Below are 26,835 nucleotides of genomic sequence, written 5' to 3'. Positions count from 1 at the left end.
ATTATGCTCTTACACCAAAAAATGCTTTCAGTTTTGCAAACATTCCCTTGTTTTCTTCTTCAAATGATTGAAGCGGTACTGATTCGCCTAGTACCCGGCGGGCAATATTGCGATATGCAATCGATACTTTATTTTTGGCATCCATGACAATTGGTTCACCATTGTTTGAAGCCTTAATCACATCATCATCATCTGCTACGATGCCAAGTAGATCAATCGATAAGTGATGTACAACTTCATCCACATCCATTGAATCGCCATTTTTCGCCATGTGTGTACGAATACGGTTGACAATCAAACGAGGCGGTTCGATATCTTCTTGTTCTAACAAACCGATGATTCGGTCTGCATCTCTCACAGCTGAGATTTCAGGCGTCGTCACGACAATGGCCTTGTCTGCACCGGATACAGCATTTTTAAAGCCTTGCTCAATTCCAGCAGGGCAGTCAATGACAACATAATCAAAGTCTTGTTTCAATGATTGAATTAATTCTTTGATCTGTTCCGGCTCTACAGCCGTTTTATCGCTTGTTTGAGCAGCAGGTAAAAGATACAAAAGATCCTCGAAACGCTTATCTTTTACAAGCGCTTGGTGAATTTTGCATCTTCCTTCTACTACATCGACTAGATCATAAATAATGCGGTTTTCAAGCCCCATCACGACATCCAGATTCCGAAGACCGATGTCGGTATCAACTAGACACACTTTTTTCCCTTGAATTGCTAGTGCTGTGCCTAAGTTTGCAGATGTTGTTGTTTTGCCAACGCCGCCTTTTCCTGAGGTAATCACAATAGCCTCGCCCAATTTCACATTCCTCCCTCAAGCCTTGTCAGATTAGGTCTTATATGAGCCAATTGCTGCAGGCGTTCAATGATCATATTGCCATCTATATCTAAATAAGCACATTCCATTTCATTTCCATCTTCTTTTTGGTCTGGTGCACGGTTAAAAACTTGTGCGATGCGAAGCTGTGTTGGAATCATATGTGATGCCGCAATAACAGCCTGTTTGTTGCCATTACATCCAGCATGTGCCACACCTTTTAATGCACCAAGCACAAAAATATTTCCCCCTGCGCGAATCGTTCCGCCAGGATTGACATCTCCTATTAATAAAAGATCTCCTTCGACATATAGCACCTGTCCAGAGCGCACAATTTTTGCTACAGAAGTAATTTCAGCCTCTGCTTTTAATCGTCTCGCCTCTTCAGTTGACATGACGTCACTTTCAATTGAGTGGATAACGAGATGTTCATTTTCAGACACCGCTTCAGTCAAACGTGTCTCCTGATCCTCTGTTAAATAACGAAAACCAAGCTTAATATGCACATTGACCTTATGTCCTTCTCTTCCATCTGTATATTGCTCAAGTAATAGAACCTCTCGCAAGCCAGAAAGAAGGTCATCAAACGAACAGTCATCATTTAACTGTAACGTTAATCCGTTTTTTGTACCTTTTATCGTCACATATTGCTGTTTTTGAGTTTTCAAGATGCTCACCTCAACAACATACTCATTTCGCCGTAATTGGACAAACTCCTGCTTTTATTCGTCGATCAATCCTTGTTTCACATGGATGAAAAAGAGCCTAAACGGCACAACAAGTATGAGAGACGCAGCAGTATTTAAAAGAATCGTTGGAATAAAGCGTTCGATGACATACGTATTAAACGGCATAATCCCTGGTTGAATTGTCGCTTGAACGCCGTATACATAAAACTCCATCACGGAAACAGCAATAATCGACAGAAAGACGACGACTAACATATTCGTTTGCAGAACTTTAAAGGCTTTTGCTAGCAAATAGCAAAGCGCCCCAAAGCCAAACATATGAACACCAAGTATGCCTGTATATGAAATATCATATAAAAGTCCAAAGATAAATCCGTAAATCACACCATATTTTTGATTCACAAAAGCAGTCATAAATACAAGTGCGAGTAAAATGAAATGAGGAGCTAAAATTTGATTCTCTGAAACAAATGGGAGCTTCACTAAATCAACAAAAATGCTGTCAAATACGAAGATAAACAACATGACGAAAGCAAGAAGGACACGTTTCACGAGCCTTCCTCCTTCGTCAATTCAGATGCATCTGCCGTACTTGTGCTGCGATTCACCACAATCACGCGGTCTAAATTGTTGAGTTGAGCCGCTGGTTCTACGTAAATGATCTTTGTCAGGCCGTAATGGTCTGGCTCAATTTCACTCACCTTACCAATCGTCAAGCCTTGCGGGAATACGCCCCCTGCTCCAGATGTTTCAACAAGATCTCCTTTTTTGACATCCCCATCTGCATCGGATTTCAGAATATTCATAGTCAGCATTTTTTTCTTGCTGTCATAACCGTTAATGATTCCATTGAGTTCTTCTTTGCCCTTTTTCGCAAAAATTTTCGTTGAAATTCTATTATTTTGGTCAGTAGAGCTTAGCAACCTTACAGTCGAAGTAAAATTGTTGAGCTTATCACTTTCAATTTTCCCAATTAACGCACCACTCTCATTTGTGACCGCCATATCTTTGTCAACGCCTTGTTTTTTTCCTTTATCAATCATTACAAAGCTATCCCAAAGAGATGGGTTTCTTGCGATAACAGTTGAGAGAATTGGCGTGTAGTCACGAATAGAGTTCACATAGCCGAGCTGCTTGCGAAGCTTTTTGTTCTCATCTTCTAGTTCTTGAAGTTTCGCCTCATATTGGGTTTGTCCATCAAGTTTTTTTCGAAGACGCTCGTTTTCATCGTATGTGTTCTTTAAATCTTGTACGTTCCCATAAATACCGGCAATAAATTGTGATGGTTTATGAAAGACACCTTGAAAAAAGCCTGTCGTATCCCCCACTAATTTTTCCGGCCATGAAGCACCTCTGCCGCTTTTCACTGAAAAACCAATCATGGCCACCAGTACGATGACACAGACAAGGAGCAACATTAATCTTTTATTCATAAAAAACTGCGGCATGTCTTACACCTCTTTAATTACGCCCGATTATCGATTATCTTTTGATTTTCCTTTGAACAAATGAATATGTTCTAGTGCTTTCCCTGTTCCGATTGCCACACAGTCAAGCGGGTCTTCTGCAATAATGACTGGCATTTTCGTTTCATCACTAATGACTTTGTCAAGATTACGCAGTAATGCACCGCCTCCTGTTAAAACAATTCCGCGGTCCATAATATCTGCTGCCAGCTCAGGCGGGGTTTTTTCAAGAGTCATTTTCACTGCATCGACAATTGTTTCCACCGTATCGCGAAGCGCTTTTGCAATCTCTTCTGCTGTAATAGAGATTGTTTTTGGCAGACCTGTTAAAAGGTCACGTCCGCGAATGTCCATCTCATCATGTACATCAGGCTGCGCAGAACCGATTTCCATTTTAATCGCTTCTGACGTACGATCACCGATCATCAAGTTATACGTTTTACGGATGTAGCTGCTGATCGCATCATCCATTTCATCTCCTGCCACGCGGATTGATTGTGATGTCACGATGCCGCCAAGAGAAATAATCGCTACTTCTGTTGTACCGCCGCCAATATCCACGACCATACTTCCTGTTGGCTCCCATACAGGCAGGTTAGCACCGATTGCCGCAGCAAATGGCTCTTCAATCGGGTATGCGTCACGTGCACCAGCTTGTCTTGTTGCATCAATGACTGCACGCTCTTCTACAGCTGTAATACCAGATGGTACACATACCATAACGTAAGGTTTACGAGCAAAAAGCCCTTTGCCTTTTAATGCTTGATTAATGTAATATTTCATCATTGTTGCTGTCGTCTCGTAATCTGCAATGACTCCGTCTTTCATTGGGCGTAATGCCACAACATTACCAGGTGTACGGCCAATCATGTTTCTAGCATCATTTCCGACTGCCACTATAGACTTCGTATCAGTTTCCAAGGCTACGACCGAAGGTTCTCTCACAACAATGCCTTTTCCTTTAATAAAAACAAGCGTATTCGCTGTTCCAAGATCTATTCCAAGGTCTTTTGTACCAATTCCAAACATATGTATGTATCTTCCTTTCTTAAACCAAAATTCCCTTAGGGAAAAACTCATAAACTCTATTATATCGTAAAACATTGAAAAAAAAAGTGTTACAAATACCCTTTTTCCTTCAAACTCACAAATTTTTGATCACCTATGACAAGATGATCAAGCAGCTGTATTCCAATCAGCTTTCCACATTCAAAAAGTCGCTGTGTGACTTCAATATCTTCCCTGCTCGGCGTCGGATCTCCAGATGGATGGTTGTGCACACATATAAATGAAGCAGCGGACCGTTTAAAGGCCTCTTTGAAAATTTCTCGCGGATGAACGATGGATGAGTTCAAACTGCCAATAAACACAGTATGTTTATGAAGAACCTGATTCTTTGTATTGAGGTATAGACATACGAAATTCTCTTGTTGTAAAAACCTCATATCTTCCATCACATAGTTTGCCCCATCCTCTGGTGTGCGGATCACATAGCGGTTGTCCGTTGTTTGATGGTGTAATCTAGTGCCGAGTTCTAAAGCAGCTAATAGAGAGACCGCCTTCGCCTTTCCAACTCCTCGAATCTTCGACATTTCTTCTATTGAGGCTTCTCTTACAGAGCGAAGACCGCCAAATGTTTGCAGAAGTCTTGCGGAAATTTGAAGAACTGATTCCTTTTTTGTGCCTGTCCTTAAAAGAATCGCCACAAGTTCATGGTTTGACATACTGCCGGGACCATATTTCATAAATCGTTCTCTCGGCTTTTCATCTTTGGGAAAATGCTTTAGCAACATAGGGAAATCGTTCATGATGCCCACTCCTTTTAGATTCCTTCCTGTCATCAAAAAGGGGTGATTCCAAATGTTTCGAGCACTCTAACTGTTTTAGCAATAGGGAGACCTACAACGGAAAAATAATCACCATCTATTTTTTGAACAAACAGTGCGCCTTTTCCTTGAATGCCATAGCTCCCCGCTTTATCAAGCGGTTCTCCCGTTTCGATATAGCGGTCTATTTCATTTTGCGTAAGTGTCCAAAACGTCACTTCTGTCTGTTCATAAAATGTTTCTTTTCTATTCTCTGACTGAATCGTGACACCCGTCAAGACTTGATGTGTCTTTCCTGACAATAATTGAAGCATTGAGGCTGCTTCTTCCTTGTCTTTTGGTTTCCCAAGACATTTGCCGTCAATTGCAACAATTGTATCTGCACCAATGATCACAGCTTCGGGATATAATGTTTGAATATCACTTGCTTTTTGTTCTGCCAACCATTGGACGTTCTCTGCAGGAGAAAAGTTTCGATTTATTTCTTCTTTTAATTGACTTGCTTGAATGTCATAAGAAAACCCTGCTAGATCAAGCAATTCTTTTCTTCTAGGTGATTGAGATGCGAGAATCAATTGGTTCATGTTTGTTCATCCTTTCAGGGTTTAGCCTAAGAAGTAAGATACCCATTCATCCTATCAAATGTACATCTTACCGACAATTTACGAAAATTCATTTTTCATGTTCCTTCATCATTATGTTGGATGCAAAAGAAAAAAACTAGTCATTTTTTGACTAGTTTGGTTTCTTAAAATATGATTTTACGTATTTAATTGATCAAGCAGTGCCTGCTGAGATTTCCACCCGTTTTCAGCAGTAGGTTCATTTAACAGCTGCACCGCTTTCAGCAAACTGCTTTTAGCTGGTGCGTCCATTGTTTTGGCACTTTCAAGCTCAGAGATCAGCTGCGTAACATCCTTTTGATCCACATCATCCCCTGCAATGACCTTAGAGGATAAAACAGATGCCTTTTCTATTAAACTAGTCAGCTCCTCGGGTACTTGAAATGAGAGCTCCTTGCCTCCCCATGCCTCAAAGTGCTGATCAATCAGCTTTTTCCCTACAGCACTTGTCATGCCCTGTTCTGTCGCAAGCCCAGCAATGACATAATAGCCATCATCCATTGAGACCTTTTTCCCTGCATATCCAGCTTCTTTTAAACTGCCAACTAATTCATCTGCTCCTTTTTCAGAGGAAAACTTTCCAGCCTGTACGACATATGTTGAAAAACTGCCAGAAGCGCTTTTTTCATCTTTATTCTCTTTTGATTCATCAGCAGTATCTGCTGGCGGCGCATCCCCGCCCGCTTTCATTGGTGATTGATTTCCGGACCCTGAAACGCTGATATCTCCCCCTGATGGATTCTGAGTACCATCTTGGCTTAAGCTAAGTGCAAACACACCAAGGCCTGTCCCAAGAACCACTGCAAACACAATCGTTGTCATCACTCTCTTAAACGGACCGCGGTTTTTACCGAACTTCTGATCAAAGGAGCCTTTTTTCTTTTGATAAGGTGTGACGACCTTTGGGTCAGAATGATAAATATGATCAGCTGCATCATCCCAATGGAAATCTTCTTCTTTTGGTTTAGCCGGTTCTTCTTCGGAAGCAGCTGTCTCCTGTTCTGACTGCCTTTTTTCCTCCCAATTCGAAAACGTCACTTGATCATCCTCTTGCTGTTTTGGCGGCTGGTGGTCATCTTCATGAAGCATTTCTTCTTTGCCATTAATATTGACTTTTAACCCTTGTTTTTTTGCCTGCCTTTTTTTCACTGTCATTCCCCGCTTTCTGACATTGTTTGTAAGAAAGACCTTTTTGTCCAATGAATCAGCGCGAATGTAACCCGTCCTTCTTTCTGTTTCACACTTTAACATAGCGGATAAAAAAAAGAACAAGACTTTTGTCGGCAAGCAAAAAAAGTGTTCGCCAATTTTTTCAACCGATCGACCCGGTGAACGGGAGCATGACATGAGCTCCATAGAGATACAGCCAAAAAGAAAAAGAGATCGCAGGAACAAAAGGAAAAGGCTCATCTAATCGAAAAGAAAAAACCTTCGCATAGACGATGCCAGCGATACACGAGAGGAAAAGAATGAGAAGGAATGGCTTAAAGCCAAAGCAAAATGCAAGCACGCTGAACAGCTTCATATCTGCTCCGCCCATGCTATTTGGCTTGAAACGCTCTAAACTATAAAACAAGAGAAAGCAAAAAAGAAGCGAAGCCGCTCCTTCCCACCAAATAAGAAGAGGTTCAAGCGTGCGGTATATGACGAAAAGAGGGAAAAAGAAGAGAAACAGCTCGTTTGGCACCCTCATATAAAGAAGATCGCTCACGACAGCAATCACAAATAAACTACAAAGAATCACAAGAAAAAGACCTTCAAACGAAACACCAGCAATTCTATACATGAGCAAAAAAAGACTGCCTGACAGCAGCTCAACTATTGGATATAGCATAGACAGCCGAGTGCCGCAATGTTTACAAGTCCCCCTCAATAATGCATACGAAACTAGCGGGATCATCTCGCGCAAGGAAAGCGGCTGTTTACAGGCTGTGCAGTGAGAACGAGGAAAAAGAATCGACCGCTTCAGTGGCAGCCTTTCACCAACTAGATGAAAGAACGATCCCATGGTGATACCTATAAGAAACACAAAAATGCCAATCATATATCGTGGCCCCTTCCGAGAATAAGATAGACCGGATTTTACCATGACCGTATTCATTGAGCACATAGTAAAAATATGATTTTACTTCCCTTCTGCACATGAAAAGAAAAAAACGCAAAAGGCATTGAAGCCATTTGCGTTTTTTTGTTACCCGATCATACGATTTCGTATATCTGAAATAAAATAAAGAGAGCCTGTCACAAGAATCACTGCTGAAGGATCATCACTTTTTTTCTGAATGAACTCAAGCACTGTACGAGGGTCATCATCATACGATTTTGCATCTAACTGACTGCATACATAAAGCTTTTCAGCTGATTCGGCTCTTGGAAAATCAAATGAAACAAAATGGATAGAAGAACTTACAGCATCAAGCTTTTGAATCATTTGCTTGTACGGCTTATCTTTTAAAGCACTAAAACATATATGCACCTGTTTACTAGAAAAATGAGCTTGTACAGTTTCAATTAAACGGTCGATCCCTTCTTCATTATGAGCGCCGTCTAAATACACTGGGGGCTGATCTTTAATCTTTTCAAATCTCCCAGCCCAAACTGCCTGCCGAATGCCCTCATAAATTTGCTCTTTTGTCACAATAATATAGCCTTCTTCCTCCAGCCATTCAATGAGTAAAACAGCAAGAGAAGCATTTTGCCTTTGATGCGTTCCAATTAATCCAGTTTCAAGCTGCGGATACTGCCCTCTTGATGTGCGTAACGTGAAACGTTCCCCTGTTTCTGTCGGCTGCTGCTCATCAAAGATACAAGTATCATGTAATGAAATACATTCAGCATTCTTTTCTTTGGCTGTGTTTTGAATGACCGCAAGAGCTTCAGGCTGGTGAACTGCCGTGATCATCGGAATACCCTCTTTGATAATGCCCGCTTTTTCAGCTGCAACCTGTTCAATTGTGTCACCTAAAATGGCCATATGATCATGACCAATTGACGTAATCGCTGTTAAGATAGGCACAGCAATATTTGTAGAATCAAGCCTTCCGCCAAGCCCTGTTTCCAAGAGGACAAAGTCTACTTGGTGCACTTGAGCAAAATAAGCAAATGCACATGCTGTAATGATTTCAAATTCTGTTGCTGCGCCAAGCTCTGTTTGATCTAATTCATCAACAAGAGGCTTGATTTCATTCACCAAACTCAGCCATTCTTCATCCTCTATAGGCGCTCCGTTCACGCTGATTCTTTCATTGAACGTTAGTATAAATGGGGAGGTGAAAGTTCCGACTGAATAGCCGGCTGCCTGTAAAACAGAACGCGTAAACGCAATGGTTGATCCTTTACCATTTGTACCTGCAACATGTACTGCTTTTATGCTTTGTTCTGGATTTCCTAGTCTGTTCATCAGCCATTTCATTCGTTCAAGACCCGGTTTTACGCCAAAGGCCAGTCTGCTGTGAATCCACTCAATCGATTCATGATAGGTTGTAAACAATGTCATCTCTCATTTCATACGAAATTTTCAAAAAAGACGGCTCCATTTCATTAGGAGCCGTCTTTTTAACCTTATGCTTTCAGCTCTTCAATACGCTTTTGAACAGCTTCGCGTTTTGCGACATAATCACGTTCTTTCGCACGCTCTTCTTCTACGACACTTTCAGGCGCTTTTTTCATAAAGCCTTCATTGCCAAGCTTTTTCTGTACTCGTTCCACTTCTTTTGTCAGCTTATCAAGCTCTTTTTGCAGACGAGCAATTTCTTCGTCTAAGTTGATTAAGCCTTCAAGCGGCAGAATGAGTTCTGCTCCAGAAATGACAGCCGTCATCGCTTTATCACTAGCTGGGACATCTGTGCCAATTTCAAGAACACTTGGGTTCGTGAAGCGCTCAATATATGAACGATTTTTCTCTAAACGTTCCTGAACATCAGATGTAGATGCTTTAATGTAAAGCTCAACTTGTTTGCTCATTGGCGTGTTCACTTCACTGCGAATGTTACGAACAGAACGAATGAGTTCAACAAGCAGCTTCATATCAGCAGAAGCTTGTTCGTTGGAAAGCTCCGGCTTCACTTGAGGCCATGCCGCTACAGTAATAGACTCACCTTCATGCGGTAGATGCTGCCAGATTTCTTCTGTTAAGAACGGCATAAACGGATGTAAAAGTCTCATCGTTTGATCTAATACATACGCAAGGATCGAACGAGTCGTTTTCTTTGCTGCTTCATCTTCACCATAAAGCGGAAGTTTCGCCATTTCAATGTACCAATCACAGAAATCATCCCAAATGAAGTTGTATAAATGTCTGCCCACTTCACCGAATTCATACTTGTCAGCAAGCTGTGTGACACTTTCAATTGTTTCATTTAAGCGTGTTAAAATCCATTGATCAGCAACTGATTTTTCTCCTGATAAATCAAGCTCATCATACGTTAAACCATCCATATTCATTAAAGCAAAACGGGATGCGTTCCAAATTTTGTTCGCAAAGTTCCAAGTGGATTCTACCTTTTCAAAGCTAAAACGAAGATCCTGACCTGGTGAGCTTCCAGTAGCTAAGAAATATCTTAATGAATCCGCACCGTACTTGTCGATGACCTCCATTGGATCAATTCCGTTGCCGAGCGACTTACTCATTTTACGTCCTTGTTCGTCGCGGATGAGCCCATGAATGAGGACATCTTTGAACGGTTTTTCTCCTGTGAATTCAAGACCTTGGAAGATCATGCGGGAGACCCAGAAGAAAATGATGTCATAGCCTGTTACAAGCAGATTGGTTGGATAGTAGCGCTTGAAGTCTTCACTGTCTGCATCCGGCCAGCCCATTGTAGAAAACGGCCAAAGCGCTGAACTAAACCATGTATCAAGCACATCGTTATCCTGTTCCCAGTTCTCAATATCTTCTGGTGCTTCAAGTCCAACGTATACTTCTTTCGTTTCTTTATGATACCAAGCCGGAATGCGGTGGCCCCACCATAGCTGACGAGAAATACACCAGTCACGGATATTTTCCATCCAATGTAAATATGTCTTCTCAAATCGATCTGGAACAAATTGAACTTGGTCGTCTCCTTTTTGCAGATGAATGGCTTCGTCTGCCAGCGGCTGCATTTTCACAAACCATTGTGTCGATAAATACGGTTCAACGACAGCTCCACTGCGCTCACTATGACCAACTGAATGCATGTGGTCCTCAATTTTGAACAAAATGCCTTCCTCTTGTAAATCCTTCACAAGCTGTTTGCGGCATTCGAAGCGGTCCATTCCTTTGTATTGCAGGGCATTCGCATTCATTGTGCCATCTTCATTCATGACAAGAATACGCTCTAACCCATGGCGGTTTCCAAGCTCAAAGTCATTCGGGTCATGAGCTGGTGTAATTTTCACAGCACCTGAACCAAACTCCATATCGACATAGTCATCACCGACGATTGGGATTTCACGGCCTGTAATTGGTAAAATCACTGTTTTTCCAATCAAATGCTGATAGCGTTCGTCATCAGGGTGTACGGCTACAGCTGTATCCCCCAGCATAGTTTCAGGTCTTGTTGTCGCAATTTCAATTGAACCTGTTCCATCTGAAAGTGGATATCTCAAGTGATAAAACGCACCTTGAACATCCTTATAAATCACTTCAATATCAGAAAGTGCCGTTTTCGTTGCAGGATCCCAGTTAATGATGTACTCTCCGCGATAAATAAGCCCTTTTTCATATAATTGAACAAACACTTGGCGAACGGCTTTATTCAGACCTTCATCTAAAGTAAAACGTTCACGGGAGTAATCGAGACCAAGGCCCATTTTCGCCCACTGGCTGCGAATAAAATCTGCATATTCTTCTTTCCACTTCCACGTTTCTTCTACAAATTTCTCCCGGCCAAGGTCATACCGGCTGACGCCTTCTTCGCGAAGCTTTGCCTCGACTTTTGCTTGAGTCGCAATACCGGCATGGTCCATACCTGGAAGCCAAAGAACGTCATAGCCCTGCATCCGTTTCATACGTGTCACGATGTCTTGGAGTGTAGAATCCCATGCATGCCCAAGGTGCAGTTTACCTGTCACGTTTGGTGGAGGAATGACGACTGTATATGGATCTTTCGTTTTATCATTTTGTGCTTCGAAGAATTTCCCTTCAAGCCAGTACGTATAGCGGTCTTTTTCAATCGCATTTGGATCGTACTTTGTTGGCATTTCTTGATTATTTGTTCCCATTTGTGTAACCTCCACATTTTTTCGGCTGATGAAACATAAAAAAGCCTTTCCATCCTTATAAAAGGACGAAAAAGCTTTTTCGCGGTACCACCTTTTTTCACGAGACACATACACGTGTCCCATACACTCTAAAGGATAACGGGGTTCTCCCGAATTTCTCTACTTGTTCATTCAAGAAATTAAGCTCACAGGCGACCTTCCAAACAAGTACATCCTAGGAAACCTTTCAGCTCTTGGCTTCCCTCTCTTTAGGGTCTTGCTCGTACTCTTCCTGATCCACGCTTACGATATATCACGTTCATCAGCACATACTCATCTTTTATTAATATTACTAAATGCCTTTTGTTTTCGTCAATCATCTTTTCCGCTTTTCTTCTTCTTTATACAAATTGGGCAGGCACCCTTCGCCCTTTTGCCCATATGATAATAACAAAATGAAGAAGGAGGGCGTTTGATTTGAAGAAGATCAATCCTTACACACTTCCCCCCTGGCTAAGACAAATTCGGGCAGTTGCTTCCCAAGTCGTTCTCCCGATTGCTATATTTCAAGGATTTCGTACGATCATTTTCCCTACGACATTTGACGTCCTCATTCTAGGTATTCTTATTTTTCTCGCCTGTGCCTTTCATCTTGATTGGTTTTAAAAACTCATCATTATGTACCTGCCCATATAAAGCCAACGCAGTATAACCTCGTCATTCCGCCGATGACGAGGCACTTTGTTCTTCTTCAAGCCGTCTAGCCTGCTCAATCTCGTGAATCTTCATGACGGTCGGCTCTGAATTTTTCATCTGCCAATATGCTCTTAACAGCTGCTGACAGCTTTCCATTTCATCCTGCCCGCCAGCTTCATAGGCTTTTATCGTATCAAACAGACCTTGCGGATAAGCAAGGTAGCTCAGAAATAAATGCAATTCTTCCTCCCGAAGAGGGTTTCCTTTTTGGTACGTATAAAACAAGGAAGTACATTCAGGACAAGACGTGGGGTAGGTTTTGAAAGTCCGAAAGTAAAAGGTTAGAAGATCATAAATGGGGGCAGCTTTTTTAGACCGCTCAAAATTGGTGAAATGTCCTGTCCCTACATCATTATACAAAAAGTGATGGATCGATAGCTGCCCATGATTGAGCACAACACGTGTTGTCTCTTTGTCTTTCATTTCTTCATGCCAATCTTCTAAACGTTCAAGCGCAAATTCACTGGCAGACATCGCCTCTGAAAAATACATAGCAGCGGCCAGCTCAAATGGCGACATATACCACGTTTGTTCTGCCCGCTCTATGAATCGTTCATACATGTCTTTCTCTGTTTCCCATTTGGTCTTGATTTGGGTGTAATGCGCTTCGATCTCTTGCTCTGTGATATCCATCATGACTTCAGTCCGCTTATGAAGTCTCGCAATCTCTTGAAATAAATATTCATGCTTATCGTCTTGCTCTTCTCTCTTTTCATTCGTCAGCCACGGCATCAGATAGTATGCATACTGGCTTTCCCGATGACTTGAGAAAAAGGAACCGCTCTTCGTCCGATAAATCGGTACAAAGGAGCGATAGCCCTTTGATTCCAGTTCAAGCATTTGTTCTGTAAATTGTATATGCCGGCTGGCTTTTACTCGCTTTAGAGCAAATACACCCTGCTTTGTATAGACCTTGATGACAGCAGGACTGACAGGTTCAATATATTCAGCCTCAAGCCCGTATTCGTATAAGACAGATTGGATTTCATCCACGTTCACTCACCACATTTTCTCGGTCAGTCATCGTTTGCTATGCATTGCTTTTTTGATATTCAGGAATATAAAGAATCTGCCCTTCCTCAAGCTCCGCATCAATCGATAATGAGTTCGTGCGAAGAAGCTGCTGCACATTCAACTGATATCTCTCACAAATACGATCGACCGTATCTTCTTGCTGTACTATACATATTTTCATGCGAGAAAAATCTTCCTCCTCCTGCTTAGCGAACAGCTTTGTTAAATAAAGAGAGTTCTCACTGCCAGACGTTTCTCTCACGTCTTCTTCAAGCTCCTCTTCTTCTTGAGCTGACTCATATATTTTAGGTGCTTCCCGTTCATATAATCGCCCGAGCTGATATTCGTCATCGTGCGCTTCTTGCTCAGGTTCCACTTGATAAGCAGGTGATTCAAATGCCGGATACGACTGTACCGTTTCTTCCTGCTCTTCGGCAGCATCCGAATCCTTTCTCACTTCCACTTCAAAGAACGTATCTTCCCGCTCTTCTTCTTCTAAAAGCTTAGGCGGTTCAAAAAATGGCGGTTCCTGCACCTGAGCTTCAGGGATGGATCGATAGCCAGACGCCACGGCTTCTTCTTGGTTAATCGGCTGATCCGGCTCTTCATGTTCTTCTAATTCTTCCAGTTCTTCGGGTGCTTCCTCTACTTCCCTCACCAGCTCTATCTCAATTTCTTCTTCCTCTTCTTGTACTGCCTGTTCCTCTTGCTCGGCGCGCGTGTCATGTTGGAATACAGGCTCCGACTCTTCATTCTCACGTTCTTCGCCTTGCAGCTCTTCATATTCTTCTTGTTCCGGCTGCAACTGATAATCGTAGACCATATCGCCATAATCCACTTCAGAACGATGGACAAATTCATACGGCTCCTCTACAGGCGCCGGAGGCGTTTCCTCGTCTAATAAGCCCTCAATGGCTAAATCAGCCTGAATGGTAAGCAAACGATTCTCTGTCAGCTGGTAATCAAACGCATCAATAAACACAAACACATCATTTAAATGACTAATTTTGTTCTTCGGAATGGTGATATCGACTGGAAATTGATGCAGAAGCTCCGCCGTTCCGTCTTCTCTGACCTTTACCTCATCTGCTTCCCTGTATGTTGGAAAGGAACTCAATTCACCCAATAGCTCCTCTTGATTTATGTTGTATTCTCCTGTTAGCTCGAGTGAACCTCTAATAGAAACATAATCATTCACTTCTTGAACGAGAATGTCAGGGTCGAGAGAAATTGACAGCAGCTCACTGACTTCCTGTCCGCTTTTGAAATAAATGGATTCTTCTACCGAAAACTGTAATCGATTGTTTTGAGACAAGTCGGTGTCCTCCTTTCATCTAATCCTTAAAAAATAAAATTAGATGTCAATACAGTTGTATGTGGGAGGAAGTGAAAATATGATTGGTTTTCTCCAATGCAAAAAAGCCGATATGTCTCCATATCGGCTTTTGTTTTATCGACGTAATTTTTGAAAAACCTTTTCCACTGTCTCAATCGTATATTCGATGTCTTCATCTGTATGAGCTGTTGACAGGAATAGTCCTTCAAATTGAGAAGGCGGGAGGAAGATGCCGTGATCGGCCATTTCTTTGTAAAATTCAGCGAATAAAGCAAGATCAGCTGTTTTCGCTTTGTCATAATTGATCACTTCTTCATTTGTAAAGAAGAATCCGATCATGGAACCCGCACGGTTAAACGTTAATGGAATTCCGTATGCTTTCGCCGCTTTCGAAATGCCTTCTTCTAAACGGTCACCTTTTCGTTTAAACTCTTCATAAGACTCAGGTGTCAGCTGTTTTAGGGTTTCTAAGCCTGCTGTCATCGCAAGAGGGTTACCAGATAACGTTCCCGCTTGATAAATTGGACCACTTGGCGCGATTTGTCTCATAATATCCGCTCTTCCGCCATAAGCACCGACTGGAAGACCGCCTCCAATCACTTTACCAAGGCACGTCAGATCAGGTGTGATGCCGAAATAGCCTTGCGCGCAGTGATAATCCACACGGAAGCCTGTCATGACCTCATCAAAAATGAGTAATGATCCGTATTGCTCCGTGATGTCTCTTAGTCCTTGCAAGAAACCTTCTTGCGGAGGGACAACCCCCATATTTCCTGCAACTGGCTCTACAATGACACCCGCGATATCGTCTCCAAATTCTTGAAAAGCAACTTGAATGCTTTCTAAATCATTGTACGGCACTGTGATTGTGTTGCTTGCAGTCCCTTCAGGAACACCAGGACTATCTGGCAGTCCAAGCGTTGCCACTCCAGAACCCGCTTTAATGAGCAAAGAATCGCCGTGGCCATGATAGCAGCCTTCAAATTTCACAATTTTATTTCTGCCTGTAAAACCGCGAGCTAGACGAAGTGCACTCATCGTCGCCTCTGTACCAGAGCTGACCATACGAATGACTTCGATGGAAGGAACCCGTTCTGATACAAGTTTAGCTAATTCATTTTCAACTAACGTAGAAGCACCGAAGCTTGTCCCATGTTCTGCTACTCGCTGAATGCTTTCAACGACACGGTCATTCGTATGTCCTAAAATAAGCGGTCCCCATGATAAGACATAATCGATGTATTCATTTCCATCAATATCATAGATCTTGGAGCCTTTGCCTCGTTCCATAAAAATCGGGTCTGTGTTGACTGATTTAAATGCACGCACAGGGCTGTTGACACCACCAGGCATTAAATGCTGTGCTTCTTCAAATGCTTGCTTTGATTTTTCATAGCTACGTCCCATTTCAACGTCCTCCTGTCTATCCGTTCTTTATTCTGAGAGCCATTTTGCTGCATCTTTTGCATGATACGTGATAATGAGTTCTGCTCCTGCACGTTTCATGCTTGTCAGCATTTCAAGAACAAGCTCTTTTTCAGAAATCCAGCCATTTTGAGCAGCGGCTTTCACCATTGCATACTCTCCGCTCACATTGTAAGCAACAACAGGGAGTGTAAATTCATTTTTCACATCACGCATAATGTCTAAGTAAGAAAGGGATGGTTTGACAATTAAGAAGTCAGCTCCCTCTTCTACATCAGATTGCGCTTCTCTTAGTGCTTCTAAACGGTTTGCAGGGTCCATTTGATATGTTTTACGATCTCCAAACTGCGGTGTACTATGTGCCGCATCACGGAACGGACCGTAAAAAGCACTTGCATATTTCACCGCATATGACATGACAGGTACATGAATAAAGCCTGCTTCATCAAGTGCCTCACGAATGGCAACAACAAATCCGTCCATCATATTTGAAGGCGCGATGATATCTGCACCTGCACGCGCTTGGCTGACAGCAGTTTTCGCTAATAGCTGAAGAGATTCATCATTTAAAATTTCTCCATCTTCAACGATTCCGCAATGTCCGTGATCTGTATATTGGCATAAGCAAGTGTCTGCAATAACCACGAGCTCTGGGAAATGCTTTTTGATTTCAAGCGTTGCTCTTTGAACAATGCCATGATCGTGATACGCCTCACTGCCTACATGATCTTTATGATCTGGCACACCAAATACAATGATTGATTTAATGCCAAGGTCCACAAGCTCTTGGACTTCTTCTTTCACAAGGTCTACAGAAATGTGATATACACCTGGCATTGAAGAGACTTCTTTTCGGACATTTTCTCCCTCTACAAAAAAGATCGGGTAAATGAAATCAGATGGTCTTAAAAAGGTTTCTCTGACTAATTCTCTCATTCCTGCGCTTGTCCGCAATCTGCGGTGTCTGTTAAATTTCATCAATGGTTCAACTTCCTTTCAGATAAACGGCACATTAAATCAAGCATTCCGTCTATCGTATAAGTATCTGGGGTTTCAGATGAAATCCCGTATTGAAGCAGTGCCTCTTTTGTCAGAGGACCGATCGTCACAAAACAGGTGTCAGATGCAGCAAGCATCGCTGCGTCTGGTTCCATCACATGCATAAAAGAATGAACAGTGGATGAGCTCGTAAATGTAATAAAATCAAATGATTGCTTCGTCATTGCCGATTTAAGAGCAGCAATTCCTTCCTCATCCTTAACTGTTTCATATAAAATCCATTCTTTTACCTCTATGCCGAGCGGAATGAGGGTCTCTTTCACCACATCTCGTGACAGATGCCCTTTTGCTACAAACACACGCTCTCCCGGGCGTACATGGTCAAGTAATGCATCTGCCAGTTCTTCCGCTATAAATCGTTCTGGCACCACATCCACCTTTAAGCCGTGCTGCTCAAGATAGGCAGAGGTTTTCTCTCCTACAGCAGCCACTTTCAAATGGGTTAAGCTCTTATGTAAATGATGGTCTTTTATGTAATTCAGAAAAAAAGACGCACCATTCACACTCGTGAAAACAAGCCAGTGGCTATTTTCTAAGTCCTTTAAAAAGGCCTGCGCTTTTTCTTTTGTGAGCGTAGGCTCAAACCGAATAAGAGAGGTTAAAACCGCATGACCGTTCAGCGCTTCGATCTTTTGCTGAAACACGCCCGCTTGACGTTCATTTCGAGTGACAAGCACCGTCTGTCCGTGAAGCGATTTGCCTATGCTCATTGAGACAGATCCTTTTTCACCTTGTCGATCAAATCCTTTGCTCCCTTATCAACCATCTGCTTCGCACACGCTGTTCCAATTGCCTCAGGGTCAGTGCCTGTGACGGTTTCTCGAATAATCGTGTGCCCATCAGCAGATGCAACAAGACCTGTTAGTTCAATTTCATTATGCTCATTCATCGTTGCATAGCCAGCGATCGGCACCTGACAACTTCCATCCATTTGTTTGAGGAAAGCTCTTTCTGCAAGAACCGTTTTCTTCGTATATTCATTCGTAAATTGGGCGAGAAGCTTAAGCAGCTCTTCATCATCCCCGCGGCACTCAATCGACAGTGCGCCTTGTCCAACAGCAGGCAGACAAGTCTCAGGAGATAAAAATTCCGACACGACCTCTTTGCTCCAACCCATTCTAGACAGACCGGCAGCCGCTAGAATAATGGCATCATACTCTTCATTTTTCAGCTTTTCCAATCTCGTATCAATGTTTCCTCGAATCCATTTAATCTCAAGATCTGGTCTCTCCTGAAGAAGCTGGGCGCTGCGCCGTAAGCTGCTCGTTCCCACAATTGCGCCCTTAGGCAGTTCGCTGAGACTCAGATGATCCTTCGAAATAAGTGCATCCCGCACATCCTCACGCTCAGGAATACAGCCAATGACTAAACCTTCTGGAAGAGCAGCCGGCATATCCTTCATGCTGTGCACTGCCATATCGATGTCATGATTCAGCATCGCCTGCTCGATCTCTTTAACAAACAGTCCTTTTCCGCCAACCTTAGATAAGGTCACATCTAAAATTTGATCACCCTTTGTCACAATTTCTTTTATTTCAAAAGAATAAGAAGGGTTTAGTTCAGACAGCTTTTGAATGACCCATTTTGTTTGTGTAATTGCCAGCTTACTTCGTCTAGAACCTACTTTAATTGTACGCAATACGTCTTCCTCCCGACAATGCCTTTAAGACTCATCATTATTGAAACCAATGAAAGGTTGATAAGCTACCAAGCAGAAAATAATTAATCATCAGCACAAGAAATGAAGCGACATTCCAAAATGCCACGATTTTGCCCTGCATATTTCTCACCAATCTGATATATAAGTAAAAGCCATATAAAAACAGCATTATAAACGAACCAAGCACCTTTGCATCTGTCCAGTACAACGTATCATACGAAATATATGCCCAAATGATGCCAAGAATTAAACTAAGCAAGAGCATTGGCACACCAATAATGTTTAATACGTACGCCATATGATCGAGCTTTGATAAGTCTTCGATTCTCAGAAGCCATTTTCCCCATTTTTTCTTTTTCAGTAAACGATATTGAAAGAGATAAAGCAGTGAAAACGCAAATGAAAGAGAAAAGGCACCGTAGGATAAAATCGCCATCGTAATATGAATCACGAGCAGTTCACTCGTCAGCTTCCCCGTTAGTTCTGCTGAATGGAGGTCAGATGGTGTAAAGGTATGAATCGCCATCATGGAAAAACCAATCACATTTGTAAAAAAGACAATAAATTCAACACGCAATACCTTTGTGAGCACAAGAGAAAGTGTCACAAGCACCCACGTATAAAAATATAACCCCTCTGCTACATTCAACACAGGGAATCGGTCTGTTTCCATCATAATATAGAACATGTAGACTGTTTGCAGCAGCCAGACAATAGAAAGCAACCAGAAAGCCATTTTTCCAGCCTTCCGGTTGTGTTGAAGAAAATCTATGAAATAGAACAAGACACTTAGTGCATAGATTAAGATCGTCGCTTCATTGAGTCTCGCTACAATGGATTCCATCATCGCTTAATCACTCACTGGCAACTGTAGCAAAGCCTTGTGCCATATTTGGTTTGAACAGCTGAAATGATCCTTGCTCCACCTGCATCGGCTCGACCTTTTGCTCTTCATCTTCAACCTGTAAATCAAAGATTTCTTTAAAGAGTAAAAGCTTTTCCTCTGCATTCGGCTCCGCGGCAATTTCTTTTGCCTTTAAGATAGGATCTTTCAGCATTTGGTTGATGATGCTTTTCGTATGTTTATTTAACAGCTTCATTTCACGGTTTGTGAGGTTTGGAAGCTTCCGCTCAATACTCTGCATCGTATCGGCTTGAATTGTGAGTGCCTTTTCTCTAAGTGCAGAAATGACCGGAACAACACCTAACGTATTCAGCCATTGCTTAAATTCCACAATTTCTGCTTCAATCAGAAGCTCAACCTGCTCAGCCACTGCACGGCGCTCTTTTAAGTTGGCAGCCACGATGCCTTCAAGGTCATCAATGTCATACAAAAAAGCACCTTCTACTTCAGAAATGGCTGGATCTAAATCACGGGGTACAGCAATATCTACCATAAATAGAGGTCTGCCTTTCCGCTTTTTATTCGCACTTTCGACCATTTCTTTTGTAATGACAAATTGTTTCGCACCCGTTGAGCTGATTAAAATGTCCGCTTCAGATAATGTTTTTTCTAATTGGTTTAAGCTCTTAGGCTCTCCTGAAAAACGACCAGCCAATTCCTTTGCCTTCTCAAACGTTCGATTGATAACCGTTACTTGGCCAATTCCTTGACCTTGAAGGTTTTGAGCCGCCAATTCGCCCATTTTGCCCGCACCAAGAATCAGGACATGCTTATCAGAAAGACGTCCAAAGATTTTTTTGGCTAGCTCAACAGCTGCATAGCTGACAGACACGGCATTAGACGCAATATCTGTTTCCGCATGAGAGCGTTTTGCAACGGTGACCGCCTGTTTAAATAAATAATTGAAAACGGTACCAATGGTCTTCTCCTCTTGAGCTACTTTAAAGCTGGAACGTACTTGACCGAGTATTTGCGTTTCACCAATGACCATGGAATCAAGTCCACAAGCCACACGGAATAAATGCTCAACCGCTCCATCGTTTTCATAGAACTTCAAATATGGAGAGACATCTTCCTTTTCTAAACCGAACCAATCGGCTAAAAATCTTTTTATATAAAACCGTCCAGTATGAAGCTGATCTACTACTGCGTAGATCTCTGTTCGATTACATGTTGAGATGACGATATTCTCTAGAATGCTTTTTTCTTCTTTAAGCTTGGACATCGCTGTTCCGAGCTCACTCGGTTCAAAGCTCAGCTGTTCCCGTATCTCAACAGGGGCTGTTTTATAATCTAAACCCACAACAAGAATATGCATAACTTCAGCTTGCACCCCCAACGCCCTGTCTAATTTATAATAATTACAATATAGAATTTATTATTTATAATGATTATAACATATATTCATTTTTAACTGGATAAAAATTGTGAACAGATTTCAAAAATGTTGTGATATAGTAGAAAAATGTTCGACATCAATTATGCCATATCATCACTTCAAGCAATTTACCAGATTTGGCGCGTGCGGACAAATGATCTGCTTAAAAGAAGGTGACATCTTTGAAGAAGAAATCCATTTTGCTGCCGCTCACTTTACTGGCTGTAGCGCTATATGCCATTCTCTCAGGAGGTCAATTTGACATTTGGAAGGATCAAGAGAAATGGTATACACTTGTACTGCTTTTTGGTCTCGCGTTCTTATATCAAGGAAAAAAGGAGCAAGAAAGCGCTCATGTGTTTATCGGTATGCTCATGACAGGCCTTTCGCTACACTTTATTCTTCAGCCTAAATTGGACCACTGGCCAGACACATTTACAATGATTGTGTTCATCGTAGGACTTGCACTCTTTGTGAAATCATCTCAGAAAAAAGAATATCGTATTGAAAGTGTTGTGCTGATCGCACTCGGTCTGTTCCTTTATTTCTTTCAGCAAATTACAAAACAGCTAAGTTCCCTTTCGATCCCTACTTCCGGCTTTGAATTGTACTGGCCTTATGTACTGATTGCTGTCAGTCTCCTCTTATTATTTTTAAAAAGGAAATAACTTATACAATAAAAAAAGCATCTGCTCATGGCAGATGCCTTCAGCGTAAAGACAAACCCTCGCATTCGTTGTCAGTCCTGTGTGCTGGTGCTCACGAATAGCAAATTCGCTCCGCGCCAGTACTCGTCCTTTCTAGACTTCAAGGGTTTTCTTATCACGCTGAAAAGAAGATAAAGATAAAAAAGCATCTGCTCATCACAGATGCTTTTTTTAGCTGTTTACCTTCGCAAGGATCGCATTCCAGGCTTCATCTTTCCCCTTTTTTGTTTCAGAAGAGAATAAGATGAGTTCATCTGATGGGTCAATGTCGAGCGTCTGTTTGACGACTTTCGCATGTTTTTCCCATTTGCCTTTTGGAATTTTATCCGCTTTTGTTGCGATGACGATCACGGGAACTCCGTAATATTTAAGGAATTCATACATGTTCACATCATCTACTGATGGCTTATGGCGCAGATCCACAATTTGGACAACTGCTTTTAATTCTTCACGCATTGTAATATACGTTTCGATCATTCTACCCCAGGCTTCACGCTCTGTTTTTGATACTTTGGCAAAACCGTAGCCCGGAACGTCCACAAAATGGAGCATATCATTAATAATGTAGAAATTAAGCGTCTGTGTCTTACCTGGTTTAGAAGACGTACGCGCTAAATTTTTACGATTAATCAATGAGTTGATGAACGAGGACTTTCCAACATTTGATCGTCCAGCAAGCGCGATTTCAGGCAGTCCGCCGCTCGGGTACTGCTCTGGTTTCACCGCACTAATGACGATATCTGATTTTGTTACTTTCATCTTCCCTCTCCTACCAACGCTTTCTCAAGCACCTCATCTAAATGTGAGACCGGAATAAAGGTTAGTCCTTCTCTCACACTTTCAGGAATATCATCAATATCCTTCTCATTGTCCTTTGGAAGAATAATGGTTTTCAACCCTGCACGATGTGCGCCTAATGCTTTTTCTTTTAGTCCGCCAATCGGAAGCACTCTCCCTCTTAACGTTATCTCTCCTGTCATACCAACCTCTTTTGACACAGGACGTCCTGTGAGTGCTGATACAAGAGCCGTCGCAATGGTGATACCAGCTGATGGCCCGTCCTTTGGAACCGCACCCTCTGGAACATGGATATGAATATCGTGCTTTTCATTAAAATTAGGATCAATGTTCAGTTCATCTGCTTTGGAACGAATATAACTGAATGCCGCCTGTGCAGATTCTCTCATAACATCACCAAGCTTACCTGTTAACAAGAGCTTGCCTTTACCAGGAGAAAGTGATACCTCAATTGATAAGGTGTCTCCGCCAACGGTCGTATACGCAAGTCCTGTGACAACCCCGACTTGGTCTGTCGTTTCAGCCTGACCATAACGGTAAAGTCTTTTTCCGAGAAATTCAGATAAGTTCTTTTCCGTCACCGTGATACGTTTACGGTCTTCAGCCACAATCGCTCTTGCCGCTTTTCGGCAAATGGCCGCAAGCTGACGCTCTAATCCACGAACTCCTGCTTCTCTTGTGTAATAGCGAATCGTATCATAAATCGCTGCTTCACGAAGCTGCAAGTTCCCTTTCTTTAATCCGTGCTCCTTTAGCTGCTTCGGCAGTAGATGATCTTTCACAATCTCTGCTTTTTCAACCTCTGTATACCCTGCAATCGTGATAATCTCCATTCTATCACGAAGTGGACCTGGAATGGTTGCTAAATTGTTGGCAGTGGCAATAAATAACACCTGAGATAAATCAAATGTCTCTTCAATATAGTGATCGCTAAAGTTGTGATTTTGCTCAGGGTCCAGCACTTCAAGCATCGCAGAAGACGGATCACCTCTAAAATCAGAGGACATCTTATCGATTTCATCTAAAAGAAACACCGGATTCATAGTACCTGCCTTACTCATTCCGCGAATGATACGGCCTGGCATCGCCCCTACATACGTTCTTCTATGTCCGCGAATCTCAGATTCATCACGCACCCCGCCAAGTGAGACACGGATAAACTTTCGGTCAAGTGATTTAGCAATCGATTTGGCAAGTGACGTTTTCCCTACCCCAGGAGGTCCTGCTAAGCAAAGAATCGGTCCTTTTAATGAATTGGTCAGCTTCTGTACAGCAAGGTATTCAAGCACACGTTCTTTGACTTTTTCCAGCCCATGATGCTCATCATCTAAAATTTCACTTGCAAGCTTTAAATCTAGACGATCTTCTGTATAGATGCCCCATGGAAGATTGATCAGCCAATCAATATAATTTCGAATGACAGAGCTCTCCGCAGAGCTTGAAGGAATTTTTTCATAACGATTCAATTCTTTTAACGCCGTTTCACGAACAGACTCAGGCATGCTGGACTCTTCGATTTTAGACATTAATGAACTGACTTCGCCTGTTTTTCCTTCCTTGTCTCCAAGCTCTTTTTGAATGGCTTTCATTTGTTCACGCAAATAATATTCTTTTTGCGTTCGTTCCATTGAACGTTTGACGCGCTGGCCAATTTTCTTTTCAATTTCCAGCACTTCTTTTTCATTGTGAATTAAGCTGATGACACGATTCAGACGTTTTTTGACATCCACTGTTTCCAGCACTTCTTGTTTGTCCTTTAATTTGAGCGGCAGGTGAGAAGCGACGATATCTGCCATTCTCCCTGGTTCCTCAATATCCGTCACCGTTGCATATGTTTCAGCTGATATTTTTTTTGAAATTTTTATGTACTGATCAAAGTGATCTAACAAAGTGCGCATGAGTGCTTCTGCTTCTGCGTCCTTTAATTCTTCTTCTGTCAATTCTTTAATATCGACGGACGTATAGTCCTCAAGCTCCACGTATGATTCGATCTGCGCTCGATTTAAACCTTCAACGAGTACACGAATCGTTCCATTCGGCAGCTTCAGCATTTGTTTAATTTTTGTGTAGGTGCCGACTTTGAAAATTTCCTCTTCACCTGGTTCATCTATTGAAATTTCCCGCTGTGTTGCTAGAAAAATCATATGATCGTTCATCATCGCCTGTTCTAATGCTTGAACAGACTTCTCGCGTCCAACGTCCAAATGCAAGACCATTGTTGGATAAACAAGCAAGCCTCGCAATGGAAGGAGCGGAACATTCTTTTTGATTTCATCTGCCATGTTGATTGACACCTCCGTCACTAGTATGAATCATTATAATATACCTGTTTCAGTCTTGTACAATGTAAAAGACTTAAGAAATGATGATCTTACCGTAGTATACCCTTTCTTTTTATCTTGAAAAAGAAAAAAAGATCTATTTCACTAAAAAATCCCCATATGTGATGGGGATTAAACAGATTTTCTTTTCATTTCGTCTTCTAGTCCATCTTTCTTCTCGTCTGGCGGATTGACCAGACAGTGATCCAGCACCTCTTGGAAGTGCTTCACAGGCACAATGGTGACCCCTTCAATCTCCTTTAAGATCGACTGCTGATTGTCATAAGGAATAATGACGGTTGTGGCACCAGCCTGCTTCGCTGCCTTAATCTTCGGTATCACACCACCGATTGGCTTCACCTGGCCCTGCAATCCGATTTCACCTGTCATTGCTGTCAGATGATCAATCGGAATTTGATGTATGGCTGAGAAGATTGCGGTCGCCATGGCAATCCCAGCAGACGGTCCATCAATTGGGGCACCGCCTGGAAAATTAATATGGATGTCAAATTCATTTGTCCGAATACCTAAATTTCGAAGCACCGTTAATACATTTTCAACTGACCCTTTGGCCATACTTTTTCGTCGAATAGATTTCGACTGATTGCCAATGCTTTCTTCTTCTGCAATGCCTGTAATATTGATACTTCCCTTTTCAAGCGCCTTACAGATATTCACTTCAATCTCAAGCAGGGCACCGCTGTTTGGTCCATAAACAGCCAGTCCGTTGACGACCCCCACTTTTGGCTTTTCTGGTACTTTTTGTTCATATCTTGGTGTCAGCTGGCTTGAATGAATAACCCATTCTACATCTTCAATCGTGATGTCTTTTCGGTTTTCCGTCACCGCCATACCAGCGGCAATCTGCACCATGTTGACCGCTTCACGTCCATTTTTCACATAGGAGGTTAACAAGTTCAGCCCTTCATCACTTAATTCCTTTTGAATTTTTTGGACAGCCTTAGCAGCGACGATTTTCAGTTCATGCTGGTCAAGGTCTTTAAAGAAAATTTCTAAACATCTGGATCGAATCGCTGGCGGAATTTCTTCAGGTGTTCTTGTCGTCGCACCAATCAATCGAAAATCAGCCGGAAGCCCATTTTGAAAAATATCATGAATGTGATTCGGAATTTGAGTGTTTTCCTCACTGTAGTAAGCACTGTCTAAAAATACTTTCCGATCTTCAAGAACTTTCAGCATTTTGTTCATTTGGATCGGATGCAGTTCACCAATTTCATCGATAAACAGAACCCCGCCATGAGCATGCGTAACGGCTCCTTGTTTTGGCTGCGGAATGCCTGCCTGTCCCATCGCTCCCGCCCCTTGGTAAATCGGGTCATGCACGGAGCCAATGAGTGGGTCTGCAATGCCACGTTCATCGAATCTTGCGGTTGTGGCATCGAGCTCCACAAATACCGCATCTTTCTTAAACGGTGAATCAGCATGACGTTTCGCTTCTTCCATAACAAGACGGGCTGCGGCTGTTTTTCCCACCCCCGGTGGTCCGTAGACAATGACATGCTGAGGATTCGGTCCGCACAGCGCTGCTTTTAGAGCACGAATGCCATCTTCCTGCCCTACAATATCTTGAAATCCCTTTGGCCGGACTCTTTCTGATAAAGGCTCACTCAGCTTGATTGACCGCATCTTTCTGAGTGCTTCCATTTCTTTCTTTGATTCTTTGTCTATCGTCACCTTTTGTGTGCGCTGATTTCGCAGTAAGTTCCAAAAGTACAGCCCGATGACGATACCAAAGAACAGCTGTATGAATAATACGATTCCTGTCCAGCTCAATCGGTGCTCCCTCCTTCATCTATCTTATGTATTGGTTTCTGTCTGCTAGTATTTCCTAGAGCTGGACGGAATA

At 42.3% G+C, this 26,835-nt stretch carries 24 protein-coding genes and 1 other annotated feature; of the genes, 2 read left to right on the top strand and 22 right to left on the bottom strand.

Annotated elements, in window-relative coordinates:
* Nucleotide 1: 1 nt before the first annotated feature.
* The 11 genes from minD to JVX94_RS01475 form a co-directional block, all read right to left on the bottom strand.
* Nucleotides 2-805, bottom strand: a complete 804-nt coding sequence (gene minD, locus JVX94_RS01525; RefSeq protein ID WP_017358134.1) for a septum site-determining protein MinD — start codon at nucleotides 803-805, stop codon at nucleotides 2-4.
* 2 nt (nucleotides 806-807) lie between these two features.
* Nucleotides 808-1,491, bottom strand: coding sequence for a septum site-determining protein MinC (gene minC / locus JVX94_RS01520; RefSeq protein ID WP_039180377.1), 684 nt, complete (start codon nucleotides 1,489-1,491; stop codon nucleotides 808-810).
* A gap of 54 nt (nucleotides 1,492-1,545) precedes the next feature.
* Nucleotides 1,546-2,064 (bottom strand): rod shape-determining protein MreD, encoded by a 519-nt coding sequence (gene mreD / locus JVX94_RS01515; RefSeq protein ID WP_205184336.1) that lies wholly within the window; start codon nucleotides 2,062-2,064, stop codon nucleotides 1,546-1,548.
* Nucleotides 2,061-2,960 (bottom strand): rod shape-determining protein MreC, encoded by a 900-nt coding sequence (mreC, locus tag JVX94_RS01510; protein ID WP_095409203.1) that lies wholly within the window; start codon nucleotides 2,958-2,960, stop codon nucleotides 2,061-2,063. Before mreC ends, mreD begins: the two co-directional genes overlap by 4 nt.
* Nucleotides 2,961-2,987: 27 nt before the next feature.
* Nucleotides 2,988-4,007, bottom strand: coding sequence for a rod shape-determining protein (locus JVX94_RS01505; protein WP_007501538.1), 1,020 nt, complete (start codon nucleotides 4,005-4,007; stop codon nucleotides 2,988-2,990).
* An 89-nt stretch (nucleotides 4,008-4,096) separates the two neighbouring features.
* Nucleotides 4,097-4,771, bottom strand: a complete 675-nt coding sequence (radC, locus tag JVX94_RS01500) for a RadC family protein (RefSeq protein WP_189310207.1) — start codon at nucleotides 4,769-4,771, stop codon at nucleotides 4,097-4,099.
* A 47-nt stretch (nucleotides 4,772-4,818) separates the two neighbouring features.
* Complete coding sequence (locus JVX94_RS01495) at nucleotides 4,819-5,388, bottom strand: Maf family protein (protein WP_144471278.1); 570 nt, start codon at nucleotides 5,386-5,388, stop codon at nucleotides 4,819-4,821.
* Between the two features lie 177 nt (nucleotides 5,389-5,565).
* Nucleotides 5,566-6,582, bottom strand: coding sequence for an SPOR domain-containing protein (locus JVX94_RS01490; RefSeq protein WP_238409371.1), 1,017 nt, complete (start codon nucleotides 6,580-6,582; stop codon nucleotides 5,566-5,568).
* Nucleotides 6,583-6,739: 157 nt separating this feature from the next.
* On the bottom strand, nucleotides 6,740-7,471 hold the full coding sequence (locus JVX94_RS01485) for a prepilin peptidase (RefSeq protein ID WP_205184333.1): 732 nt from the start codon (nucleotides 7,469-7,471) through the stop codon (nucleotides 6,740-6,742).
* A 147-nt stretch (nucleotides 7,472-7,618) separates the two neighbouring features.
* Nucleotides 7,619-8,923, bottom strand: a complete 1,305-nt coding sequence (locus JVX94_RS01480; protein WP_205184330.1) for a bifunctional folylpolyglutamate synthase/dihydrofolate synthase — start codon at nucleotides 8,921-8,923, stop codon at nucleotides 7,619-7,621.
* 65 nt (nucleotides 8,924-8,988) lie between these two features.
* Complete coding sequence (locus tag JVX94_RS01475; protein ID WP_144484808.1) at nucleotides 8,989-11,631, bottom strand: valine--tRNA ligase; 2,643 nt, start codon at nucleotides 11,629-11,631, stop codon at nucleotides 8,989-8,991.
* 58 nt (nucleotides 11,632-11,689) lie between these two features.
* Nucleotides 11,690-11,919: a binding site (T-box leader), on the bottom strand.
* Between the two features lie 168 nt (nucleotides 11,920-12,087).
* Here JVX94_RS01475 and JVX94_RS01470 point away from each other — a divergent pair.
* Nucleotides 12,088-12,276, top strand: a complete 189-nt coding sequence (locus JVX94_RS01470) for a hypothetical protein (RefSeq protein ID WP_003216497.1) — start codon at nucleotides 12,088-12,090, stop codon at nucleotides 12,274-12,276.
* Between the two features lie 51 nt (nucleotides 12,277-12,327).
* On the opposite strand, the gene ysxE is transcribed toward JVX94_RS01470, so the two are convergent.
* From ysxE to hemA, 8 genes are all read right to left on the bottom strand, one after another.
* Entirely contained in the window at nucleotides 12,328-13,359 is a 1,032-nt protein-coding gene (gene ysxE / locus JVX94_RS01465) for a spore coat protein YsxE (RefSeq protein ID WP_095409209.1), read from the bottom strand.
* 37 nt (nucleotides 13,360-13,396) lie between these two features.
* Complete coding sequence (locus JVX94_RS01460) at nucleotides 13,397-14,695, bottom strand: LysM peptidoglycan-binding domain-containing protein (RefSeq protein ID WP_144471286.1); 1,299 nt, start codon at nucleotides 14,693-14,695, stop codon at nucleotides 13,397-13,399.
* A 135-nt stretch (nucleotides 14,696-14,830) separates the two neighbouring features.
* Nucleotides 14,831-16,123: a glutamate-1-semialdehyde 2,1-aminomutase gene (gene hemL / locus JVX94_RS01455; RefSeq protein ID WP_048239021.1), complete on the bottom strand. Its 1,293-nt coding sequence runs from the start codon at nucleotides 16,121-16,123 to the stop codon at nucleotides 14,831-14,833.
* Nucleotides 16,124-16,150: 27 nt separating this feature from the next.
* Nucleotides 16,151-17,119 carry a porphobilinogen synthase gene (gene hemB, locus JVX94_RS01450; protein WP_029706177.1) on the bottom strand — a complete coding sequence of 323 codons (969 nt, stop codon included), beginning with the start codon at nucleotides 17,117-17,119 and terminating at the stop codon, nucleotides 16,151-16,153.
* Complete coding sequence (locus JVX94_RS01445) at nucleotides 17,119-17,910, bottom strand: uroporphyrinogen-III synthase (RefSeq protein ID WP_095409211.1); 792 nt, start codon at nucleotides 17,908-17,910, stop codon at nucleotides 17,119-17,121. Before JVX94_RS01445 ends, hemB begins: the two co-directional genes overlap by 1 nt.
* Nucleotides 17,907-18,839, bottom strand: coding sequence for a hydroxymethylbilane synthase (hemC, locus tag JVX94_RS01440; protein ID WP_056768028.1), 933 nt, complete (start codon nucleotides 18,837-18,839; stop codon nucleotides 17,907-17,909). The genes JVX94_RS01445 and hemC overlap by 4 nt, the downstream gene beginning before the upstream one ends.
* 37 nt (nucleotides 18,840-18,876) lie before the next feature.
* Nucleotides 18,877-19,707, bottom strand: coding sequence for a cytochrome c biogenesis protein (locus JVX94_RS01435; RefSeq protein ID WP_025092450.1), 831 nt, complete (start codon nucleotides 19,705-19,707; stop codon nucleotides 18,877-18,879).
* Between the two features lie 7 nt (nucleotides 19,708-19,714).
* Nucleotides 19,715-21,082 (bottom strand): glutamyl-tRNA reductase, encoded by a 1,368-nt coding sequence (gene hemA / locus JVX94_RS01430; RefSeq protein WP_024427831.1) that lies wholly within the window; start codon nucleotides 21,080-21,082, stop codon nucleotides 19,715-19,717.
* Nucleotides 21,083-21,324: 242 nt separating this feature from the next.
* On the opposite strand from hemA, the gene JVX94_RS01425 reads away from it, so the two are divergent.
* Complete coding sequence (locus JVX94_RS01425) at nucleotides 21,325-21,810, top strand: hypothetical protein (protein WP_034279808.1); 486 nt, start codon at nucleotides 21,325-21,327, stop codon at nucleotides 21,808-21,810.
* Nucleotides 21,811-22,020: 210 nt separating this feature from the next.
* On the opposite strand, the gene yihA is transcribed toward JVX94_RS01425, so the two are convergent.
* The 3 genes from yihA to lonB all read right to left on the bottom strand — a co-directional run bounded on the left by yihA (nucleotide 22,021) and on the right by lonB (nucleotide 26,762).
* Nucleotides 22,021-22,608 carry a ribosome biogenesis GTP-binding protein YihA/YsxC gene (gene yihA / locus JVX94_RS01420; protein ID WP_056768031.1) on the bottom strand — a complete coding sequence of 196 codons (588 nt, stop codon included), beginning with the start codon at nucleotides 22,606-22,608 and terminating at the stop codon, nucleotides 22,021-22,023.
* Nucleotides 22,605-24,929, bottom strand: a complete 2,325-nt coding sequence (gene lon, locus JVX94_RS01415; protein ID WP_056768035.1) for an endopeptidase La — start codon at nucleotides 24,927-24,929, stop codon at nucleotides 22,605-22,607. The genes yihA and lon overlap by 4 nt, the downstream gene beginning before the upstream one ends.
* Nucleotides 24,930-25,100: 171 nt before the next feature.
* Nucleotides 25,101-26,762, bottom strand: a complete 1,662-nt coding sequence (gene lonB / locus JVX94_RS01410; RefSeq protein WP_205184328.1) for an ATP-dependent protease LonB — start codon at nucleotides 26,760-26,762, stop codon at nucleotides 25,101-25,103.
* Nucleotides 26,763-26,835: the final 73 nt, after the last annotated feature.

The sequence above is a fragment of the Bacillus sp. PDNC022 genome (assembly GCF_016919285.1).
GTDB lineage: Bacteria > Bacillota > Bacilli > Bacillales > Bacillaceae > Bacillus > Bacillus safensis.
The sequence above is the reverse complement of the archived record's forward strand: the minus strand, read 5'-3'. Positions and strand labels throughout refer to the sequence as shown.

Excerpts from the sequence above, each read along its gene's own strand:
- hemB (WP_029706177.1), bottom strand. The coding sequence starts at position 17,119 with ATGAAATTTAACAGACACCGCAGATTGCGGACAAGCGCAGGAATGAGA.
- JVX94_RS01435 (WP_025092450.1), bottom strand. The coding sequence starts at position 19,707 with ATGATGGAATCCATTGTAGCGAGACTCAATGAAGCGACGATCTTAATC.
- mreC (WP_095409203.1), bottom strand. The coding sequence starts at position 2,960 with ATGCCGCAGTTTTTTATGAATAAAAGATTAATGTTGCTCCTTGTCTGT.
- lon (WP_056768035.1), bottom strand. The coding sequence starts at position 24,929 with ATGGCAGATGAAATCAAAAAGAATGTTCCGCTCCTTCCATTGCGAGGC.
- JVX94_RS01480 (WP_205184330.1), bottom strand. The coding sequence starts at position 8,923 with ATGACATTGTTTACAACCTATCATGAATCGATTGAGTGGATTCACAGC.
- JVX94_RS01495 (WP_144471278.1), bottom strand. The coding sequence starts at position 5,388 with ATGAACCAATTGATTCTCGCATCTCAATCACCTAGAAGAAAAGAATTG.
- radC (WP_189310207.1), bottom strand. The coding sequence starts at position 4,771 with ATGTTGCTAAAGCATTTTCCCAAAGATGAAAAGCCGAGAGAACGATTT.
- JVX94_RS01505 (WP_007501538.1), bottom strand. The coding sequence starts at position 4,007 with ATGTTTGGAATTGGTACAAAAGACCTTGGAATAGATCTTGGAACAGCG.
- JVX94_RS01485 (WP_205184333.1), bottom strand. The coding sequence starts at position 7,471 with ATGATTGGCATTTTTGTGTTTCTTATAGGTATCACCATGGGATCGTTC.
- hemL (WP_048239021.1), bottom strand. The coding sequence starts at position 16,123 with ATGGGACGTAGCTATGAAAAATCAAAGCAAGCATTTGAAGAAGCACAG.
- hemA (WP_024427831.1), bottom strand. The coding sequence starts at position 21,082 with ATGCATATTCTTGTTGTGGGTTTAGATTATAAAACAGCCCCTGTTGAG.
- yihA (WP_056768031.1), bottom strand. The coding sequence starts at position 22,608 with ATGAAAGTAACAAAATCAGATATCGTCATTAGTGCGGTGAAACCAGAG.
- JVX94_RS01475 (WP_144484808.1), bottom strand. The coding sequence starts at position 11,631 with ATGGGAACAAATAATCAAGAAATGCCAACAAAGTACGATCCAAATGCG.
- JVX94_RS01445 (WP_095409211.1), bottom strand. The coding sequence starts at position 17,910 with ATGAGCATAGGCAAATCGCTTCACGGACAGACGGTGCTTGTCACTCGA.
- JVX94_RS01490 (WP_238409371.1), bottom strand. The coding sequence starts at position 6,582 with ATGACAGTGAAAAAAAGGCAGGCAAAAAAACAAGGGTTAAAAGTCAAT.